General features: G+C 70.9%; 21 protein-coding genes and 1 tRNA gene. 13 read left to right on the forward strand and 9 right to left on the reverse strand.

Annotated elements, in window-relative coordinates:
* Positions 1–35 precede the first annotated feature (35 nt).
* The 9 genes from HUT19_RS26030 (at position 36) to HUT19_RS26070 (ending at position 7,824) form a co-directional block, all read left to right on the forward strand.
* Complete coding sequence (locus tag HUT19_RS26030) at positions 36–1,184, forward strand: beta-ketoacyl synthase N-terminal-like domain-containing protein (RefSeq protein ID WP_176182785.1); 1,149 nt, start codon at positions 36–38, stop codon at positions 1,182–1,184.
* Between the two features lie 38 nt (positions 1,185–1,222).
* Positions 1,223–2,215: an ACP S-malonyltransferase gene (locus HUT19_RS26035; protein WP_176182786.1), complete on the forward strand. Its 993-nt coding sequence runs from the start codon at positions 1,223–1,225 to the stop codon at positions 2,213–2,215.
* A 32-nt stretch (positions 2,216–2,247) separates the two neighbouring features.
* On the forward strand, positions 2,248–2,499 hold the full coding sequence (locus HUT19_RS26040; RefSeq protein WP_176182787.1) for an acyl carrier protein: 252 nt from the start codon (positions 2,248–2,250) through the stop codon (positions 2,497–2,499).
* Positions 2,499–2,939 (forward strand): 3-hydroxyacyl-ACP dehydratase FabZ family protein, encoded by a 441-nt coding sequence (locus HUT19_RS26045; RefSeq protein WP_176182788.1) that lies wholly within the window; start codon positions 2,499–2,501, stop codon positions 2,937–2,939. The genes HUT19_RS26040 and HUT19_RS26045 overlap by 1 nt, the downstream gene beginning before the upstream one ends.
* A complete protein-coding gene (locus tag HUT19_RS26050; protein WP_176182789.1) occupies positions 2,936–3,421 on the forward strand; it encodes a 3-hydroxyacyl-ACP dehydratase FabZ family protein in 486 nt (161 codons plus the stop codon). Before HUT19_RS26045 ends, HUT19_RS26050 begins: the two co-directional genes overlap by 4 nt.
* Before the next feature lie 16 nt (positions 3,422–3,437).
* Positions 3,438–4,181 (forward strand): 3-oxoacyl-ACP reductase FabG, encoded by a 744-nt coding sequence (gene fabG / locus HUT19_RS26055; RefSeq protein ID WP_176182790.1) that lies wholly within the window; start codon positions 3,438–3,440, stop codon positions 4,179–4,181.
* 43 nt (positions 4,182–4,224) lie between these two features.
* Positions 4,225–4,956, forward strand: a complete 732-nt coding sequence (locus tag HUT19_RS26060) for a 2-hydroxychromene-2-carboxylate isomerase (protein WP_176182791.1) — start codon at positions 4,225–4,227, stop codon at positions 4,954–4,956.
* A 134-nt stretch (positions 4,957–5,090) separates the two neighbouring features.
* Positions 5,091–6,020 carry an alpha/beta hydrolase gene (locus HUT19_RS26065; protein ID WP_176182792.1) on the forward strand — a complete coding sequence of 310 codons (930 nt, stop codon included), beginning with the start codon at positions 5,091–5,093 and terminating at the stop codon, positions 6,018–6,020.
* Positions 6,021–6,072: 52 nt separating this feature from the next.
* Entirely contained in the window at positions 6,073–7,824 is a 1,752-nt protein-coding gene (locus HUT19_RS26070) for a biotin carboxylase N-terminal domain-containing protein (RefSeq protein ID WP_176182793.1), read from the forward strand.
* Between the two features lie 218 nt (positions 7,825–8,042).
* Here HUT19_RS26070 and HUT19_RS26075 read toward each other — a convergent pair whose 3' ends face one another.
* Entirely contained in the window at positions 8,043–8,957 is a 915-nt protein-coding gene (locus HUT19_RS26075) for an alpha/beta hydrolase (protein WP_176182794.1), read from the reverse strand.
* Between the two features lie 271 nt (positions 8,958–9,228).
* Here HUT19_RS26075 and HUT19_RS26080 point away from each other — a divergent pair, with 271 nt between their 5' ends.
* The gene (locus HUT19_RS26080) at positions 9,229–10,026 is read left to right on the forward strand and encodes a 4'-phosphopantetheinyl transferase superfamily protein (RefSeq protein WP_254885792.1); all 798 of its coding nucleotides are present in this window, start codon (positions 9,229–9,231) and stop codon (positions 10,024–10,026) included.
* 83 nt (positions 10,027–10,109) lie between these two features.
* On the forward strand, positions 10,110–10,325 hold the full coding sequence (locus HUT19_RS26085; RefSeq protein WP_176182795.1) for a DUF2277 domain-containing protein: 216 nt from the start codon (positions 10,110–10,112) through the stop codon (positions 10,323–10,325).
* A 59-nt stretch (positions 10,326–10,384) separates the two neighbouring features.
* Here the strand turns inward: HUT19_RS26085 and HUT19_RS26090 are convergent.
* The 6 genes from HUT19_RS26090 to ehuB all read right to left on the reverse strand — a co-directional run bounded on the left by HUT19_RS26090 (position 10,385) and on the right by ehuB (position 14,695).
* Positions 10,385–10,458: transfer RNA gene (locus HUT19_RS26090), tRNA-Lys, on the reverse strand.
* A gap of 75 nt (positions 10,459–10,533) precedes the next feature.
* The gene (locus tag HUT19_RS26095) at positions 10,534–11,295 is read right to left on the reverse strand and encodes an IclR family transcriptional regulator (protein WP_176182796.1); all 762 of its coding nucleotides are present in this window, start codon (positions 11,293–11,295) and stop codon (positions 10,534–10,536) included.
* Between the two features lie 299 nt (positions 11,296–11,594).
* Positions 11,595–12,365 (reverse strand): ectoine/hydroxyectoine ABC transporter ATP-binding protein EhuA, encoded by a 771-nt coding sequence (ehuA, locus tag HUT19_RS26100; RefSeq protein ID WP_176187310.1) that lies wholly within the window; start codon positions 12,363–12,365, stop codon positions 11,595–11,597.
* 22 nt (positions 12,366–12,387) lie between these two features.
* Positions 12,388–13,038, reverse strand: coding sequence for an ectoine/hydroxyectoine ABC transporter permease subunit EhuD (gene ehuD / locus HUT19_RS26105; protein ID WP_176182797.1), 651 nt, complete (start codon positions 13,036–13,038; stop codon positions 12,388–12,390).
* Positions 13,035–13,784, reverse strand: coding sequence for an ectoine/hydroxyectoine ABC transporter permease subunit EhuC (gene ehuC, locus HUT19_RS26110; RefSeq protein ID WP_176182798.1), 750 nt, complete (start codon positions 13,782–13,784; stop codon positions 13,035–13,037). The genes ehuD and ehuC overlap by 4 nt, the downstream gene beginning before the upstream one ends.
* Positions 13,781–14,695 (reverse strand): ectoine/hydroxyectoine ABC transporter substrate-binding protein EhuB, encoded by a 915-nt coding sequence (gene ehuB, locus HUT19_RS26115; protein WP_176182799.1) that lies wholly within the window; start codon positions 14,693–14,695, stop codon positions 13,781–13,783. The genes ehuC and ehuB overlap by 4 nt, the downstream gene beginning before the upstream one ends.
* A 119-nt stretch (positions 14,696–14,814) precedes the next feature.
* Between ehuB and HUT19_RS26120 the strand changes: the two genes are divergently transcribed.
* Positions 14,815–15,324 (forward strand): DUF3830 family protein, encoded by a 510-nt coding sequence (locus tag HUT19_RS26120; protein WP_176182800.1) that lies wholly within the window; start codon positions 14,815–14,817, stop codon positions 15,322–15,324.
* 100 nt (positions 15,325–15,424) lie between these two features.
* On the opposite strand, the gene HUT19_RS26125 is transcribed toward HUT19_RS26120, so the two are convergent.
* Positions 15,425–16,849: an amidase gene (locus HUT19_RS26125; RefSeq protein ID WP_176182801.1), complete on the reverse strand. Its 1,425-nt coding sequence runs from the start codon at positions 16,847–16,849 to the stop codon at positions 15,425–15,427.
* Positions 16,850–16,875: 26 nt separating this feature from the next.
* The gene (locus tag HUT19_RS26130) at positions 16,876–17,823 is read right to left on the reverse strand and encodes a D-2-hydroxyacid dehydrogenase (protein ID WP_176182802.1); all 948 of its coding nucleotides are present in this window, start codon (positions 17,821–17,823) and stop codon (positions 16,876–16,878) included.
* 202 nt (positions 17,824–18,025) lie between these two features.
* Between HUT19_RS26130 and HUT19_RS26135 the strand changes: the two genes are divergently transcribed.
* Complete coding sequence (locus HUT19_RS26135) at positions 18,026–18,973, forward strand: decarboxylase (protein WP_176182803.1); 948 nt, start codon at positions 18,026–18,028, stop codon at positions 18,971–18,973.
* Positions 18,974–19,038: the final 65 nt, after the last annotated feature.

The following is a 19,038-nucleotide window of genomic DNA, read 5'->3' on the forward strand; positions in this document are numbered from 1 at the left end:
CCACCCCCGCCACCACCGAAGGAGTCCACGGACCCATGAACGCTGCCGCCGCGGCCGTCCCGGTCATCTCGGCCTGGACCGCCGTCTCGCCCCTGGGACTGAGCGGGGCGGACTTCACCACGGGGCTGCGGTCCGGCCGGAAGGCCGGTACCCCGCTGGACCCCGAGGAGTGGTCCGTGCCGTTCCAGGAGGCGTGCCTCGTGCCCGGCTTCCACATCCGGCAGATCCTGGGCCGCAAGGGCACCCGCTCGATGGACCGCGCGACCGGTCTGGCCGTGACCGCGCTCCGCGCGCTGCTGCACGGCGAGCACGGCGAGCACGGTCGGCACGGCGACGAGGGCGACAACGGCGGCGCGGGCGAACGGCTGCCGGGCGTGGGCGAACACACCGGTCTCGCCCTGGGCACCAGCACCGGCAGCGCCCAGAGCATCATGGACTTCACCCGTGACTCGCTCGTCAGTGAGCGGCCCTTCTTCGTCGACCCGGCCCGCTTCCCCAACACGGTGATGAACTGCGCGGCCGGACAGTCCGCCATCTGGCACGGGCTCAAGGGCCCCAACACCACCATTGCCGGGGGCCGCGCCACCGGACTGCTCGCCCTCCAGTACGCACTGCGGCTCCAGCGCGCCGGACGCGCGGGCCCGGTGCTGTGCGGTGCCGTGGAGGAGTTCTCCTCCGCCCGCGCCTGGCTGGAGTGGCACGCCCGCGCCGACGAGGACGCCACCGCCGTGCTCGGCGAGGGCGCGGCCGTCTGGCTGCTGGAGCCGGAGGCCGCCGCGGCCGAGCACGGCCGCCGCGCCCTCGCCGAGGTCGCGGGGCTGGAGTTCGGCTGCGCCCCCGATCCGGACGCCGTCCGCACCGTGCTCGCGGACGCGATCCGGCGGCTGCTGGACCGTACCGGAGTGGCCCCCGGCGAGGTGCGGATGCTCGCCGACTCCGCGGCCCCCGGCGCCGAGGGCGCGGCCGAACGGTCCGCCCTCGCCGATGCCTTCGACGGCCGTCAGCCGCCCATGATCTCGGCCGCCGACCTCATCGGCGACACCTGCGCCGCCTCGGCGGCCTTCCAGATCGCCGCCGTCCTCGCGCTCGCCGAGCGCAAGGACCTCGCCCCCGGCGGACACGCCCTGGTCACCTCGGTCGACCGGGACGGCGTGGTCGGGGCGGCCCTGCTGCGGATCCGGTGAGGGCCGGCCGCCCCGAGCTGCACAAGGAGTTGGTTGACATGACGGGCACAGAGGTGACGGGCAGTGAGGTCACGCCCGGAGAACCGGTGGACACCCCATCGCGCACCGCGCTGGTCTTCCCCGGCCAGGGCGCGCAGAAGGCGGGCATGGGCGCGCCCTGGCGGGACGCCCCGTCCTGGCCGCTGGTGGCCGGGGTCTCCGAGTACACCGGGATCGACGTCGAGGAGCTGCTGCTCAAGGCCGACGACGAGACGCTGCGCCGGACCGACCTCGCCCAGATCGCGGTGTTCACCACCGAGGTGCTGGTGCATCGCGAGGCGAGCGAGGCCGGGGTGCTGGGCGAGGTGGTGGCCTGCGCCGGGCACAGCCTGGGCGAGTACACCGCGCTCTACGCGGCCGGGGCCGTACCGCTCGCCGACGCCGCCCGGCTGGTCGCCGCCCGCGGCCGGGCGATGCGCGCCTGCGCCGAGCGCTCCCCGGGCACCATGGCCGCCGTGGTCCGGCTCGGCCCGGAGAGCGTGGAGGCCCTGGTGGCGCGGGTCCAGCAGGAGGGCCCGGAGATCTGGGTCGCCAATGTGAACGCGCCCGGCGCGATCGTGGTCTCGGGCACGGCCGAGGGCGTGGACCGGCTCGCCGAACTGGCCGTCGGGGCCGAGGGCAAGGTGATCCGGCTCGCCGTCGGCGGCGCCTTCCACAGCCCGCTGATGGCCGCCGCCGCCGACGAACTGCGCGAGGCCCTGGCCGCCGTGCACTTCGCCCCCGAGCATCTGCCCGTCGTCGCCAACGTGGACGCCCGCGCGTACCGCACCGGCGAGCGCTGGCGGGAGCTCGAACTCGACCAGCTCACCAGCCCGGTGCGCTGGGAGGCGGGCGTCCGCACCCTCGCCGGGGAACTCGGCTGTACCCGGTTCGTGGAGCTCGGCCCGGGCCGCCAGCTCACCGGGATGATCCGGCGGACCGCGGAGGGGGCCGTGACCGTACCGGTCGACTCACCCGCGGCGCTCGTCAAACTCACCACCGATCCGCGCTGACGCACCATGCTGACGCACAAAGGAGACACCCCATGGCAGACACCACCACCCTCGACAAGGAAGAGCTGCGCGCGTTCGTCGCGGATGTGCTCGATGTGGAGGAGGAGGACGTCACCGACGACGCCGACTTCGTGAAGACCCTCGGCGTGGATTCGCTCATGGCCCTGGAGGTCATGGTCGTTTTGGAGAAGAAGTACGCGGTGAAGCTGGACGAGCGGGAGATGAAGGACATCACCTGTCTGCGGAAGGTCCACGACCTGCTCGTCTCGAAGCTGGAGAAGTGATGACGACGGCGTCCGCGTGCGGACCGGTCGACGGCACCGTGGACGTCGTCGAACGCGGCGCCCCCGGTGAGCGCCCCGCCCGGTGCGAGGTCCGGATCCCGGCGACGGAGCGGGTGCTCGCCGGGCACTTCCCCGGGTTCCCCATCCTCCCCGGGGTGTGTGTCGTGGAGTACGTCCAGCGCGGCGCCCTCGCCACCCTGCCCGGGCCGGACCGGCGCTGGCGGCTCGCGGCCCTGGAGTCCTCCCGCTTCCTCGGCCCGGTCTACCCCGGTGACACCCTCAGCTGGGAACTGACCTGGGCGCGGGAGGGCGAGGACTGGCGCTGCCGGGCCCGGGCCGCCACCGGCCGCGGCCCCGCCGCCCAGATCCGGCTGCGTTTCACCGAGCGGACCGAGCCCTCCGAGCGGACCGAGCCCTCCGAGCGGGGAGCCGCCGGATGATCGGGGTCGGCGAGATCAAGCGGATCCTGCCGCACCGGTATCCCATGCTGCTGGTCGACCGGGTCACCGAGGTGGTCCCCGGCGAACGGGCCAGCGGACTGAAGGCGATCACCTGCAACGAGCCCTGGTACGCCGATGTGCCGGACGACGCGCCCGAGGAGGACTACCACTACCCGTGGTCCGTCCTGCTGGAGTCCTGGTGCCATGTGGCCGGGGTGCTGGTGGCACGGGAGCGGCCCAACCCGGACGTCCGCACCGGGATGGCCATGCTGCTCGGCGGGGTCACCGACGCCGGGTTCCACCGCCCCGCCGTCCCCGGCGATGTGGTGGAGCACCACGTACGGCTGGCCCGCCGGGTCGGCGACACCTATGTCTTCGAGGGCGAAAGCCTGATCGGGGAGACGACCGCCCTGACCGTCGGGCGGCTGACCATGACGATGCGTCCGGCGTCCGAGCTCACCGACGCCCCCGCCGGCGCCTAGGGAGGAACCACACCGCATGTCCGACAACGAGCGACGGGTCGCACTGGTCTCCGGCGGCTCCCGCGGGATCGGCCGCGCCACCGTGCTGCGCCTGGCCCGGGACGGGTTCGACGTGGCGTTCTGCCACGGCTCCAGCCCGGAGGCGGCCCGCGCCCTGGAGGAGGAGGCGGCGAAGCTGGACGGCGGGCGGGTGATCGGCCGTCAGGCCGACGTCCGGGACATGGCGGCGGTCCGGGACCTGGTCACGTTCACCGAGGACGAGCTCGGTCCCATCGACGCGGCGGTGACCTCGGCGGGTGTCACCCGCGACAATCCGCTGCTGCTGATGGAGGACGAGGAGTGGCGGGGCGTCATGGACGTCAATCTGGACGGCACTTATCACGTCTGCCGCTCCGTGGTGTTCGGAATGATGAAGCGCAAGTCCGGGTGTGTGGTGACCATATCCTCGGTGGCAGGGGTGCACGGCCATGCCACCCAGAGCAACTACGCCGCCTCCAAGGCCGGGATCATCGGCTTCACCAAGTCACTCGCCAAGGAGGTCGGACGGTACGGCATCCGGGCCAATGTGGTCGCGCCCGGCTTTGTCGAGACGGACATGACGGCCTCGCTGTCGGACAGTGTGCGGAAGGAGGCGGAGCAGAGCATTCCGCTCCGCCGCTTCGGCCGCCCCGAGGAGGTCGCCGACATGGTCGCCTACCTGACCGCCGCGGAGTACGTGACCGGCGCGGTGTTCCAGGTCGACGGCGGTGTTGTGATCTGAGCGGAGCCCGACAGGACCGAACGGACCGACGAGGGGGACGGACGTGGCAGCCAAGCGCAGCAAAGTGCCGCGCTTCTATTTCAATTTCCGCAGCCCGTACAGCTGGATCGCCTACCGTGACCTGATGGACCGCTATCCGGACATCGCGGCGGTGGTGGAGTGGCACCCCTGGTGGGAGCCGGACGCGGACGGCGAGCGCCGGATGGCCGAGCGGCGTCGGCGCTTCCCGTACACGGCGATGTCGCGGGACAAGCATCTGTACGTGCTCCAGGACGTGCGCAGGCTCACCGCCGACCGCGGCCTCCCGGTCACCTGGCCGGTGGACATGGACCCGGTCTGGGAGGTGCCGCATCTGCCGTACTTCCTCGCCGTCGACGCGGGACTCGGCCCGGCGTACATCGAGCGTGTCTACCGGGCGCGCTGGGAAGAGGGCCGGAACATCTGCGACCGGGCGACCGTCGCGGAGATCGCCGAGGAGCTGGGGCTCCCGGCCGGTCCGCTGGCGGACGCGGCCGACGACGCGGAGCTGCGCGGCGGACGGGGGCTCGCGGCACTGCTCGCGCTGTGCGAGGACGGGGCGTTCGGGGTGCCGTTCTTCACCCTGGGCTACGACAAGTACTGGGGGGTGGACCGGCTGCCCGTCTTCGCCGACGCGGTCCGCTCCCGGGGCGCCGCCGGTACGGGATCCGGGCCGCCCGCGGGCGCGCCGCCGAGGACCGCGGACTTCGCCGAGGCCCGCTCCGGCGACCAGGGCCACGCCGGAGGGTGCGGCTGAGTCTCGTCCCCCGTCGCCTCCTGAGACCGCTCATTGCCGCGCCGCCACGGGCCGCATACCCCCCACCCGTCCCGACTTGAGACGAGACCTCCTTGATCGCCGACGGACACTCCATCCCCTCTTGGAGGACGCAGATGCCCGAGCCACACCAGAAGCCGGTGCGCCCTCCCTCGCTGGTGGCCCGCGCCCTCTCGGCCGCGGCGCTGCCGCTCGCGCCGCTGTACGGGGCCTCCCTGGCATATCTGGCCTTCCATCCGCGCAACCGGTTACAGCGGGCGGACCCGGGAGACCACGGACTGCCGTACACCGAGCTGAAGATCCCCTTCACCCCTCGGAAGTATGTCCACGCCTGGCTCTGCCCCGGGGCCGCCGACCGGGTGGTGGTCCTCGGGCACAGTCTGGGGACGAGCAAGGACCACAGCCTCGGGCACGCACGGTTCCTGTACGACGCCGGATACACGGTCTGCCTCTTCGACCACCGCAACCACGGCGCCAGCGGCGACGACCGCTCGCTGCTGGGCCTGGGTGACCGGTTCGCCAGCGATGTCACGGCCGTGGTGGAGCGGCTGCGCGAACGGCACGGCTACGCCACCGCGCGGATAGCCGTCTACGGCTTCTCCTTCTCGTGCTTCTCGTCCATGTGGGCGCTGACGCACGACGGGTTCGAAGTCGACGCGCTGGTGTGCGACAGCGGACCGGGGCACGACGTGGCGCCGCTGCTGCGGAAGTTCCTGGAGGCGGAGGCGCTGCCGATGCCCGCGCCGCTGAGCGCGGAGCCGTCCCGTTCGGTGGTGACCCGGACCCTGTGCACCGTGGGTCCGGCGATGCTGCGGGCACAGTGGCCGCCTCCGGTCACCGGCACATTCGCCAAGATCCCGCTGCTGTTCATGTCCGGTGAGCACGATGCGATCGTGCCGCCGTCCTCGGTGGACGCCCTGGCCGAGCGTTACGACCAGGCCGAGACCCACGTTCTGCCGGGTGCCGAGCATCTGCTCGGGCTGGAGACCGATCCCGAGGCATACGCGAGTGTGGTACTGGATTTCCTCGAGCGGGCCCTGGGGTAGCAACCTGACCGTCCTCGCCGGGACGGTATTTCTGGAAGAGGGAAGAGAGAGCATGCAGAAGGTGCTCATCGCCAATCGTGGCGAGATCGCTGTCCGTGTTGCCCGTGCCTGTCGGGATGCCGGGATCGCGAGCGTGGCCGTCTACGCCGATCCGGACCGGGACGCTGTGCATGTGCGCGCGGCCGACGAAGCCTACGCGCTGGGCGGTGACACCCCGGCGGCCAGCTATCTGGACCAGGCCAAAGTCCTGGCCGCCGCGGCCGAGTCCGGCGCGGACGCCATCCATCCCGGCTACGGATTCCTCTCCGAGAACGCCGACTTCGCCCAGGCCGTCCTGGACGCCGGGCTGACCTGGATCGGCCCGCCCCCGCAGGCCATCCGCGACCTGGGCGACAAGGTCGCCGCCCGCCACATCGCCCAGCGCGCCGGCGCCCCCCTCGTCGCGGGCACCCCCGACCCCGTGAGCGGCGCCGAAGAGGTCCTGGACTTCGCCCGCGAACACGGCCTGCCCATCGCGATCAAGGCGGCCTTCGGCGGCGGCGGACGCGGTCTGAAGGTCGCCCGCACCCTGGAAGAGGTCCCCGAACTCTACGACTCCGCCGTCCGCGAGGCCGTGGCCGCCTTCGGCCGGGGCGAGTGCTTCGTCGAGCGCTACCTCGACAAGCCCCGCCATGTGGAGACCCAGTGCCTGGCCGACACCCACGGCAACGTGGTGGTGGTCTCCACCCGTGACTGCTCCCTCCAGCGCCGCCACCAGAAGCTGGTCGAGGAGGCCCCGGCGCCGTTCCTGAGCCAGGAGCAGAACGCCGAGCTGTACGCCGCGTCGAAGGCCATCCTGAAGGAAGCCGGGTACGTGGGCGCGGGAACGGTGGAGTTCCTGGTCGGCAACGACGGCACGATCTCCTTCCTGGAGGTCAACACCCGGCTCCAGGTCGAACACCCGGTCACCGAGGAGGTCACCGGGATCGACCTGGTCCGCGAGATGTTCCGGATCGCCGACGGCGAAGCCATCGGCTACGACGACCCCCCGCACCGGGGCCATGCGTTCGAGTTCCGCATCAACGGTGAGGACCCGGGGCGGAACTTCCTGCCCGCGCCGGGGGCGGTGGCCACCTTCGTGCCGCCGATGGGTCCGGGGGTGCGGCTGGACGCGGGCGTGGAGTCGGGGAGTGTGATCGGTCCGGCGTGGGACTCGCTGCTGGCCAAGCTGATCGTCACCGGCGCCACCCGCACCCAGGCCCTCCAGCGGGCCGCCCGTGCGCTGGCCGAGTTCCAGGTCGAGGGCATGGCCACCGCCATCCCCTTCCACCGGGCCGTGGTGGTCGATCCGGCGTTCACCAGTGACCCGTTCACGGTCCACACCCGCTGGATCGAGACCGAGTTCCACAACACCATCGCCCCGTACACCCCCACTGGCGCCGACGAGGCCGAGGAGACCGGCGCCCGCGAGACCGTCGTCGTCGAGGTCGGCGGCAAGCGGCTGGAGATCTCCCTCCCGGCCGTCCTCGGTCTGGCCGTGGCGCCGGGGGACGCGGCGGCCAAGAAGCCGAAGCGCAAGGCGGTCAAGAAGTCGGGCTCGGCGGCCTCGGGCGACGCGCTGGCCTCCCCGATGCAGGGCACGATCGTCAAGGTCGCCGTCGCCGAGGGCGACACGGTGGCCGAGGGCGATCTGGTGGTGGTCCTGGAGGCCATGAAGATGGAACAGCCCCTCAACGCCCATCGCGCCGGGATCGTCAAAAACCTGAACGCGGATGTCGGTGCCTCGATCAGCTCCGGCGCGGTCATCTGCGAGATCAAGGACTGAGCGGCCCGGAAGCCCCGGCGTTGGCAGGCTCCCGCCCGGGGAGGGCCGGAGCCTGCCGTTTTCTCTGGCATCTTCGTGCCAGGGGCTGGGCGCGGAGTCGGTGGTGACGGACCATGGAGAGCCTGTTGGACCGGTTCTCCCCCGCAAACGGGGGCGGGGGAGACACCGTACGATCCGTTCGCCCCTTGAAGACCAACTGAGCCCGATCGGACGCGGCACTAGTCCTTGAGGGTGCGGTCCAGGAAGCCCAGGACCGTGTCGGCGTAGACGTCCGGCTGGGTCTTGATGCCCTGGAGGTGCTCGGTGTCCGGCAGGGTGTGCACCTCGGCCAGCGGATAGCGCTCGCCCAGCGCCCGCACCCCGGCAGCGGGGATCATGGTGTCGAGCTCACCGGCCAGGAAGAGCATGGGCGTCCGCTCGTACGCGTCCTCGGCCGCCGGGGGCCACTGCACCCGCAGCATCGCCACCGCCGCCGACGAGGCGACCTTCTCCAGCACCGTGCGCGAGGGGCCGGCCCGCAGCGGGCCCGGGACCGGCACTCCGTCGGAGGCGACGAAGTTGCGGAACAGCGGTGCCAGTTCGAGTGCCGGGCCGCTGTCGCAGACCACCGCGTCCACCGGGCAGTCCTGCCCCCTGCGGAGCATGTAGAACGAGGGGAAGGTGGAGATGGAGAAGCCGTAGATGGCGATGCGCGCCGCGGCGTACTCCTCCTGTGAGCGCATGTACCGGACCACGGCCACCACGTCGTCCGTATGACGCTCGCTCATGCCCCAGCAGGCCCGGTCGGCCACGCTCCTGCCGTGGTTGCGGTGGTCGAAGAGGGCGACCGTGTAGCCCGCCTGGTGCAGCAGTTTGGCCTGGGCCAGGCTCGCTGACTTGCTCAGCCCCAGCCCGTGGCCGAGCACCACCACCCGCTGGGGGTCGCCGGGGCAGAGCCAGACATGCAGTCCGCGGCCCTTGAACCCGTCCAGTTCCACCGTGACCTCGGTGCTGTCGATGCCCAGGTCGGCGGGGGTCTTGTGGTGGCGTTTGCGGGGCGGGTGATAGATGAAGTACGAGAGGAACGCGCCGTACAGCGGTGCCACCGGGAGGGTGGCCGCGGAGGCCGCCTTCGTCAGGAATCCCGTCGCCATGTCGAAAACCCCCATCACCGGTTGTGCACGGACGTGCGCGATCGTAGTGCCGCGGCGCCGGTGACCGGGTCCTCCGCGAGGTGAACGTGTCCTAACTCACCGAGTGTTCCGCCAAGGCAACACCGCGTCGCCCCAAGGGCGTTGGACCCGGACGGGCGGGCCGCCACGGCAGCTTCCTGCCGTGCCGCCGGACGGGTGAGCCGGGTTCGCCCCTGTACCGTCGTCCCGACGGGACGCCGGATGGCGACGAGTTGTGCGGAGGAGCCGAACAGTGCCGTTCACCAGCCCGGCCGACCCTACCCGGAATCCCGGGTCCTGGGGTCCGGCCCGTGCCCTGCCCCGCCCGGAGGACCGGCCCGCCCCGGGGGAGGTGGCGGTCTGGCTGCTGCGGATACCGCCCGCCGTCGCGGCCGCCGAGGAGGCCGCCGGAATGCTGGACGAGCGGGAGCGCGAGCGCGCCGCGCGCTTCCGCCACCCCACGCTGCGGGAGCGCTACGTCGCCTCGCACGTGGGGCTGCGGACGCTGCTCGGCGGCTATCTGGGGACCGGTCCGGCGGAGGTGGAGTTCACCCGGGACACCTGCGGGATGCCGGACTGCGACGAGCCCCACGGCCGCCCCGCCCTGGCCGGGGACCCCACCCTGTGCTTCTCCCTCTCCCACGCGGGGGACGCCGCGCTCTACGCGGTCGCCGGGGTGACCGTCGGCGCCGATATCGAGCAGCGGGAACCCCGGCGGGAGGGTACCCGGCTCACCGGGCTGATCGGCCAGCTGCACTCCGGGGAGCGGGCGGCGATCGACGCGCTGCCCGAGGACCTGCGGGAGGAGGCGTTCCTCAGCTGCTGGGTGCGCAAGGAGGCGTATCTCAAGGGCATCGGCACCGGACTGCCCGGGGGCTTGCGCACCCATCACGTCGGCCTGGCGGAGGGGCTGGCGCCCGCGGACGCGCCGCCCGGCCCGGACGGCTGGGCGCTCGCCGACGTCGACGCGCCCCCCGGCTACCACGCGGCGGTCGCGGTGCGCGGTGACCAGGTCCCGGCCGTCACCGTGGGCGGGCTGCTGCTGGGCTGAGGGCTACGGAGGTGTGGGGCGGGGGGCCGGGGCCTGGTCGCCGGCCGGGGGCGCTGTCGGTGGCGCGGCGTACCGTCGGACGTATGTGCAGATCCATCAAGACACTCCGCCCGCCCTTCGCCGAGACCGTGACCGAGGAGGACATGCGCGCCGCGGCGCTCCAGTACGTGCGCAAGATCTCCGGCTTCCGGCAGCCCGCCGCGCACAACGCGGAGGCGTTCGACCGCGCGGTCGAGGCGGTCACCGCGGCCACCGGGGAGCTGCTGGGCTCGCTGGAGGTCCGCGGCGGGGCACGCTGAAACGCAGCCGGGCGTTCTCGGAAAACCGAGAACGCCCAGGTCAGCTACTTGATCATCGGTGCGCCGCCAGGGACTCGAACCCCGGACCCGCTGATTAAGAGTCAGCTGCTCTAACCAACTGAGCTAGCGGCGCCTGCTGACGACGTAAATACTACCTGGTCCAGGAGGGTGCTCCCGACCACCGGCCGTGGCATGCGATCGGCCGCGCTCAGATGGTCAGGGAGAGCAGCATCGGGGCCGCCTCCCGGTTCAGCGTGTAGGCCGCCTGGCGCAGCCGGTGGGCGTGCTCCAGCGGGAGCGAGAGGGCGAGGCAGCCGACCGAGCGGCCCGCGGTGATCGGCACGGCGGCGCAGACGGTGCCGATCGCGTACTCCTGGAGGTCGAGCACGGGCACGGTGGCGGGCTGGCTGTCCAGCTTGCGGAACAGCACCTTCTCGTTGGTTGTCGTGCGCGAGGTGAGCCGTACCGTCTTGTGGCGGGAGAGGTGGTCCCGGCGGCCGTCGTGGTCGAGCTGGGTGAGCAGGCATTTGCCGACCGCCATGGCGTGGGCCGCGGACCGGAAGTCCACCCACTCGTTCACCTTGGGCATCCGCGGGCCGTCCGCGTACTGCGTGATCTTGACTTCGCCGTCGACGTAGCGGCTGAGGTAGACGGCCGCCCCCACCGAGTCGCGCAGTGCGGCCAGCGACCGCTGGAGCTTGTTCTCCACGGCGTGGACGCGTTCGGCGGCGGCGGAGCCGAGCAGCGTCAGGGATTCGCCGCCGATGTACGCCCCGTCGCCGATCTGCTCCACATAGCCCTCGCGGCGCAGCATCCGCAGCAGATCGGTGAGCTGGTGGGCGGGCAGGCGGGTCTCACGTGCGATGGCGGTGTCGTCCACGCCGCCGGAGTGCCGGGCGACGACCTCCAGGATGCGGAGGGCATGCTGCACCGAGTGGATGGGCGCGGTCGGCTCGGGCTTGAGCGCCACGGTGTCCCCCCTCGCAGGTTGTGACCGCTGGCCGCGCCCGCACGGCGCGGCTTTCCACGATAGCCGCCAAGGGCGGCTCATGGAGCCGGTGTTGAGCATTCTGACCGGGTGGGCGCACCTCGTCAGCAGCGGGGTATCTCGTTGGCATATGCCATGAGCATGCCCTCGCCGATCACGGCGGGGGCATGCTGTCTCCGGTGCGGTTCCCCGCGCCCCGCAGGGGTGCGGGGAACCGCACGACCAGCCACGACGCAGCCGCAGACGACTGACGGCACCTCGTGGCTCTTCCCGCGGAGCGGTCAGAGCACCGCGCTCAGGAACTCGCGGGTCCGCTCGTGCTCCGGCTCGGTGAAGATCTTCTCCGGCGGACCGGACTCTATGACCCGGCCGGAGTCGAACATCAGCACGTCGTCCGAGATGTCCCGGGCGAAGTTCATCTCATGGGTGACACAGAGCATGGTGATGTCGGTGGTGTGGGCGATGTCGCGCAGGACGTCCAGCACCCCGGCCACCAGCTCCGGGTCCAGCGCCGATGTCACCTCGTCCAGGAGCATCACCTGCGGGCGCATGGCCAGCGCCCGGGCGATCGCCACCCGCTGCTGCTGTCCGCCGGACAGCTGCGTCGGATAGGAGTCGCACTTGTCGCCGAGGCCGACCAGGTCGAGCAGCTCACGCGCCCGCGTCTCGGCCTCGTCCTTGCTCAGCCCCAGCACGTGCACCGGGGCCTCGGTGATGTTGCGCAGCACCCGCATATTGGGGAAGAGGTTGAACTGCTGGAAGACCATGCCGATCTTCTTGCGCACCTCGCGGGTGTGCTTCTCGCCCGCGGGGACCAGCTTGCCGCCCTTGTCCTCGTGGGTGAGGTAGTCCCCGTCGACCTTGATCGTGCCCTCATCGGGCTTGAGCAGGGTCATCAGCAGCCGCAGGATCGTGGTCTTGCCGGAGCCGGACGGGCCGATCAGGGTGACGTGCTTGCCCGAGGAGACCGAGAAGTCCAGGTTGTCCAGGACGACGTTGTCGCCGAAGCGCTTGGTCACCTGGTCGAAGCGGATCAGTTCACTGCCGTCCACGGCAGGATTCGTGTGGTCGGTTTCAGTGGCCAAGACGACGCTCCAGGGCTCGCATAAGAAGGGATGCCGGATAGGCGATGAGGATGAAGGCGATGCCGACCATGGTGAACGGCTCGATGTAGTTGAAGGACGAGGAGCCCTCGGCCCGAGCCTTCTGCAGCATGTCGACGACACCGATCAGCGCGAGCATCGGGGAGTCCTTCAGCATCGCGATGACGTAGTTGCCCAGGGCGGGCACCACCCGGCGGATCGCCTGCGGCAGGATCACCGCCATCCAGGTGCGGCTGCGGGAGAGGCTGAGCGCGGTGGCCGCCTCCCACTGGCCCACCGGCACACCGTCGATACCGGCCCGGTAGACCTCGGCGGTGTAGGTGGAGTAGTGCAGCCCCAGCGCGATCACACCGGTGGTCAGCGCCGAGAACTTGATGTCCCAGGTGGGCAGCACATAGAAGAAGAAGAACAGCTGCACCAGCAGCGGAGTGTTGCGGACGAACTCCACGACCGCCGACACCGGCCAGCGTACGAAGCGGGTGGGGGAGCGGAAGGCCAGCGCCCACACCAGGCCCAGCGCGAACGCCAGCACCGAGCCGAGGGCGGTGGCCTCCAGCGTGATCCGCAGTCCTTCGCCCAGCTCCGGGAGAAAGTCCTTGGCTACGTCCCAGTTCCAGTTCACTGGGCCCCACCTCCCGTGATCAGGTTGGACGACTGCTCGGTCTCCTGGCGGGCGGAGAGCTTCCGGGTCACCAGCGCACCGCCGCGCTTCTCCGGGATCTGCCCGATGCCCGCCTTGGCGCGCCGCTCCAGCAGCCGCATCAGCCGGGTCAGGACGAAGGCCAGTACGAAGTACATGACCAGGATGAGCGAGTAGATCTGGGCGCTCTCACCCGTGGCCAGCCGGGAGAGCTGACCGGCGAAGGTGATGTCGGCGACGTTCACCGCGGAGACCAGCGCCGTCCCCTTCAACAGCTCGATGAGCAGGTTGTTGAAGGGCGGGATCATCTCGGGTATCGCCTGCGGCAGGATCACCCGGCGCATCCGCTGCGCGGGGGTGAAGCTGAGCGCGATGGCCGCCTCGCGCTGGGCCGGAGCCACGGACGCGACGGCACCGCGCACGATCTCCGAGCCGTAGGCCCCGTAGGTGAGACCCAGTGCCAGGACCGCCGCCCACATCGGGAACAGCTGCCAGTGGAAGGCCAGCGGCATCACGAACGCCAGCCAGAACATCAGCACCAGGGCCGAGGTGCCGCGGAAGACCTCCACGTAGAAGCCCGACAGGAAGCGGACGATCCACAGTGGCGACCTGCGCGCCAGCCCTATGCCGAAGGCCACGACGGTGGCGAAGGCGGCGCTGTACAGGGTCAGCTGGATGGTGATCCAGACGCCCGGGAGAAGCCAGTTTTCCCACAGCCCGGCTGTCATTTGCACAGCTCCTCGGCGGTCAGATCGGTCATCTCTTCCTTGGTGAAGCCGAAAGGCCGCACGATCCTCAGCAGCTCGCCGCTCTTCTTCAACTTGTGCAGCTCTTTGTTGAAGGCGTCGCGCAGCGCGGTCTCCTCCGGTCGGAAGGCGAAGCCGCCCGCCCCGATGTCCGGCTTGCCGTCCACGTACGCCTGGAACGGCTCGGTCGCCTCCGCCCGACGGCTGTTCCGCTGCTTCACCACGTTGTGGACGGTCACCGTCGTGCCCGCGAAGACATCGGCCCGGCCCTGCTCCACGGCCAGCAGACCGGCCAGCTGATCGGGAAGGATCAGCATGTCGCTCTGCTTCACTCCGGCGGCCTCCGCGTAGCCGATCTGGGCATAAGCGGTGCCCGTGGCCATCTTGGCCTTTGATTTCGCGATGTCGTGGTAATTGTGCAGATTCTTCGGATTCCCCTTGCGCACGATGAACGCGTCACGCATGCGGTAGTCGGGGTCGGAGAAGATCACCTGAGCGCAGCGCTCCGAATTGATGTACATCCCCGCCGACACCACGTCGAACTGCTGCGATCGCAGACCCGGGATCAATGACCCGAACTCGGTCGGTACCGGCTGGACCCTGTCCACGCCCAGCCGTTTGAAGATGACCTTCGCGATCTCCGGTGCCTCGCCGGTGAAATCGCCGTTTTTGTCGATATAGCCGAATGGGATCTCCCCCGCGATTCCCAGCCGTACCGTGCCCTGCGACCGCAGCCGCTCCAGCAGATTGCCCCCGTCCTTGGCACCAGAGCTGGACACCCGGCTACAGCCGGCCGCGCCCAGCAGACCCAGGGCCGCGCCGCCGGCCAGTAGCGACCGGCGCGCGAGCCCTTTTCCTCTGCTTTCGATGTCTTTCCCACGTGGTGGAGCCATGGGCGCGCGACTACCCGACTCGGAGAAATGTATGCAGGCTGTTTCCAGCCCTTGATGTAGCTGATGCTGGGTATGTCCCTACGACAGCATTGACTCCGAACTGACCTGGAGGAATGTCCATGGTTGACCGAGCTGACCGGTTCATCGAGGTCTCGCTCGACAAGCGCGGGGTGACCTGCACGGCGAAACTCCTTGACGATCGTGCGCCGCTCACCTGTGAGGCGGTCTGGAACGCGCTGCCCCTGGGAGGTGATGTGTACCACGCCAAGTACGCGCGGAACGAGATCTACACGTTGCTGCCGCCGTTCGCGCCGGAAGAGCCCCCGCTCGAGAATCCGACGATCACCCCGATCCCGGGCGATCTGTGCTACTTCACCTTCACGGACACCCAGCTCGGAACCAAGTCCTACGGTTACGAGACGGACGCCAAGCACCAGGGCCGTAACCAGGTCATCGACCTCGCGCTCTTCTACGAGCGGAACAACCTGCTGATCAACGGTGACGCGGGATGGGTGCCCGGCATCGTGTGGGGCACCGTCGTGGACGGCCTGGACCGGATGGCCGACGCCTGCCAGGACCTGTGGCGGGCCGGGGCGCTGGGGGAGACCCTGAACTTCCGCCGGGCATGACGTACCGCCGGACGGACCCGGTCGGTCCGTCCGGCGCACCAAGACGCCCCGGCGAGTTCGTACCGGGGCGCCGCCCCGGCGGTTCCGTGACCGGCGGGGCTCAGGCGGCGGGCGGCCGTACGCCGTCCGCCAGGCCCGCCTCGTACAGCGCGTGCGCGGCGCGCAGCACCAGCGCGTCCGCATGGCGCGCGCCCACCAGCTGCACCCCGATCGGCAGCCCCTCCGAGGACAGTCCGCACGGCATCGACGCCGCGGGCTGCTGAGTGAGGTTGAACGGGTACGTGAACGGGGTCCAGCCGGTCCACCGGGTGTGCTCCGAACCCGGCGGCACCTCGACCCCCGCCTCGAAGGCGGTGATCGGCATGGTCGGGGTGACCAGCAGGTCGTACGCGGAGTGGAAGCGGCCCATGGCGTGCCCGAGGGCCATCCGCACATCCACCGCCGCCAGATAGTCCAGCGCGCTGTACGCCGCCCCCTGGGCGCAGACCTCGCGCAGCCCCGGGTCCAGCAGCTCCCACTGCTCCTGCTTCAGCGGCTGCACCACCCGGGCCGCACCGCTGAACCACAGCGTGTGGAACGCCTCCACCGGATCCTCGAACCCCGGGTCGATCTCCTCGACCACCGCGCCCAGCCGCTCCAGCAGATCCACCGCCCGCCGGACCGCCGTGGCCACCTCCGGGTCCACCGCCGCCGTACCGCCGAGCGCGGGGCTGTAGGCCACTCGCAGCCCGTCCACCCCGCCGCCGCCCGCCGTGAGCGCGTCACGGAAGCCCGCACCGCCCTCCGGCGGAGGCGCCAGCTGGGACCAGTCACGCCAGTCCGCACCGGAGATGACGTCCATCAGGAGCGCGGCGTCGGCCGCGTCCCGGGTCATCGGCCCGACATGGGCCAGGGTTCCGAAGGCGCTCGCCGGATAGAGCGGAACCCTCCCGTAGGTGGGTTTCAACGCGAAAATGCCGCAGAAGGACGCCGGGATACGGACCGAGCCGCCGCCGTCCGTCCCCAGGCTCAGCGGACCCGCGCCCAGCGCCACCGCCGCCGCGCTGCCGCCGCTGGAGCCGCCCGCGGTCCGCCCCGGGTCGTACGGATTGCCGGTCACCCCGTGGACCGGGCTGTCCGTGACACCCTTCCAGCCGAACTCCGGGGTGGTCGTCTTGCCCACGAACACCGCGCCGTGCTCCCGCAGCCGGGCCACCGAGGGCGCGTCCTCGTCCCACGTCCGGCCCTCCGGGCGCACGGTCCGCGAACCGCGCAGCGTGGGCGCGCCACGCTGCAACAGGATGTCCTTCACCGACACCGGCACCCCGTCCAGCAGTCCCACGGGGACACCGCGCCGCCACCGCTCGGCGGAGTCCTCCGCCTGCCGGAGCGCCTCCTCGGCGTTCAGCCGGCAGAACGCGTTGACCTCGGGCTGGATCTGCTCGATCCGCTGGAGGGCGGCCCGGGTGGCCTCGACGGGGGACAGCTCACCGGAGGCGTACCGTTCCAGGAGTTGAACCGCTGTCAGGGCGTGGATATCGGTCATCCAACTCTCCGTTCGGGGTCGTGCGTTCAGTCCACCGGTACGTATCCGAGTCGCTTGTCGACGACGTTGAGCAGCGGCTCGCCCGCGGCCCAGCGGTCGTAGTTGTCCTGGAACTGCTCGGCCAGGTGATCACGCCAGCCGACCGTGTCACCACTCATATGGGGCGAGACGAACAGCCCCGGCACATCCCACAGCGGGTCGTCGGCGGCCAGCGGCTCGTGCTCGAAGACATCCAGCGCCGCGGCGGCGATCTGCCGGGCGACCAGGGCGTCCGTGAGGTCCTTCTCGATCACCAGGGGGCCGCGGCCGACGTTGATGAACCGGGCGGTGGACTTCATCCGGGTGAACGCGGTCCGGTCGAACATTCCCTGGGTGGACTCGGTGAGCGGTGCCGCGCACACCACCCAGTCGGCCCGGGAGAGCAGCTCGGGCAGCTCGTCGCCGCCGCGCACCCCCTCCCGCGCGGTACGCCCGACCAGGTCGACAACCACGCCGAGCGCGGCCAGGGTGGAGCCGATGGCCCGGCCGATGGGGCCCGCGCCGACCACGACCGCACGGCTCCCGGCCAGCCGCATGGTCTCGCGGTGCTGCCAGCGGCGCTGCCGCTGCAGCTCCCAACTCCCGTAGAAATCCTTGGCCATGGCGATCACCAGGCCCGCGACGTACTCGGCGATCGGCTGCTCGAAGACACCGCGGGCGTTGGTGAGCACGGTGTCGGAGGCGGTCAGTTCGGGGGACAGCAGGCGGTCGACGCCCGCACTCGCGGTGTGCACCCAGCGCGGCCGGGGCCCCTCGCCGGGCCAGGCGTCGCGGACCGCGTCGGAGGTGAAGTCCCACACCAGGAGCACATCCGCGGTGGGAAGTGCTCCGGGCAGGGAGTCCTCGTCGCAGACCACGACCCGGGCCCGGCCGGCCAGCCGGTCCAGCCGGACCGGAGGCTGGTCGCCGAAGACGACCACAGTGCTTTCGGACATAGGCGGGAAACCGTTTCGAAACGTGGATGGGTTTGGCTGAACCATGCCTGGGCAGGCGCCTCAATTTGCAGGATTGACCACGCTAGGCAGCGGAAACTACCGTCGTCAACAACGGCATCTGTTCCGGCGTCCCGGCCTCAGGCCGGCTTCTTCTGTATCTCTGGCCAATGGTCCAGCCCTCCGTTCTGATTTGGGGCTCGATATGGACGTCTCCTTCCTCGGTGGCCCACAGCCGCAGCTCGGCGTGGGCGTCGTAGCACCGTTCGACTTCGCTCTCGACCGAGAGCTGTGGCGCTGGGTGCCGGACGAGGTCTCCCTGCACCTCACCCGGACTCCTTTCGTGCCGGTGGAGGTCAGCCTCGACCTGGCACGCCTCGTCAGTGAGCACGAGACCCTGCAGGACGCGGTGCGGGCGCTGAGCGCGGTCGCACCGGAGGTGGCGGCCTACGCCTGCACCTCCGGCAGCTTCGTCGGCGGTGTGGCCGGCGAGCGCGCGATGTGCGCGGCCATGACCCATGCGGGGGAACTTCCCTCGCTGACCACTTCGGGCGCCTTGCTGGAGGCGCTGCACGAGATCGGCGCGCGGCGGATAGCGGTGGTCACGCCGTACACCCGGTCGGTGACCGACTCGCTGGAGGACTACCTCGGCGAGGGCGGCATCACCGTCACCGGGCGGGCCTACCTCGGACTGACCCGGCACATCTGGAAGGTGCCCTACCGCGATGTGGTCGACATGGCGCGGGAGGCGGTGGTCGGAGCCACCGACGCGCTGTTCATCAGCTGCACCAACCTGCCGACGTACGACGTGATTCCGCAGCTCGAGGCGGAGCTGCGGATGCCGGTCCTGTCCGCCAACCAGGTGACGATGTGGGCGGCGCTGCGGAGGATCGGCGCCCAGGCCGTCGGGCCGTACCAGGCCCTGCTCGACCCGGCCGCCCGGTCCGGTCCGGCGGGGATGTCCGCGTCGTCGCTGGCCGCTCCGGTCGCGGAGCAGGTGGCCGACGCCGAGCCGGAGCCGGAGGCGGCGCTGGCCGGTGCGGCCTCACCGGGGCCGGACCTGGACCCCGGGGACGGGCTGGATCCCGGGTTCGGCTCCGGGATCGGGGAGGGCCCGTACCTCGACGACACCGGCGGCCCGCCGTCGGTGTGAGGTGCCTCGGTGTGAGGTGCCTCGGTGTGAGGTGCCGGGAGAACGGGTGAACCGGGTGAACCGGG

This window comes from Streptomyces sp. NA02950 (assembly GCF_013364155.1).
GTDB lineage: Bacteria > Actinomycetota > Actinomycetes > Streptomycetales > Streptomycetaceae > Streptomyces.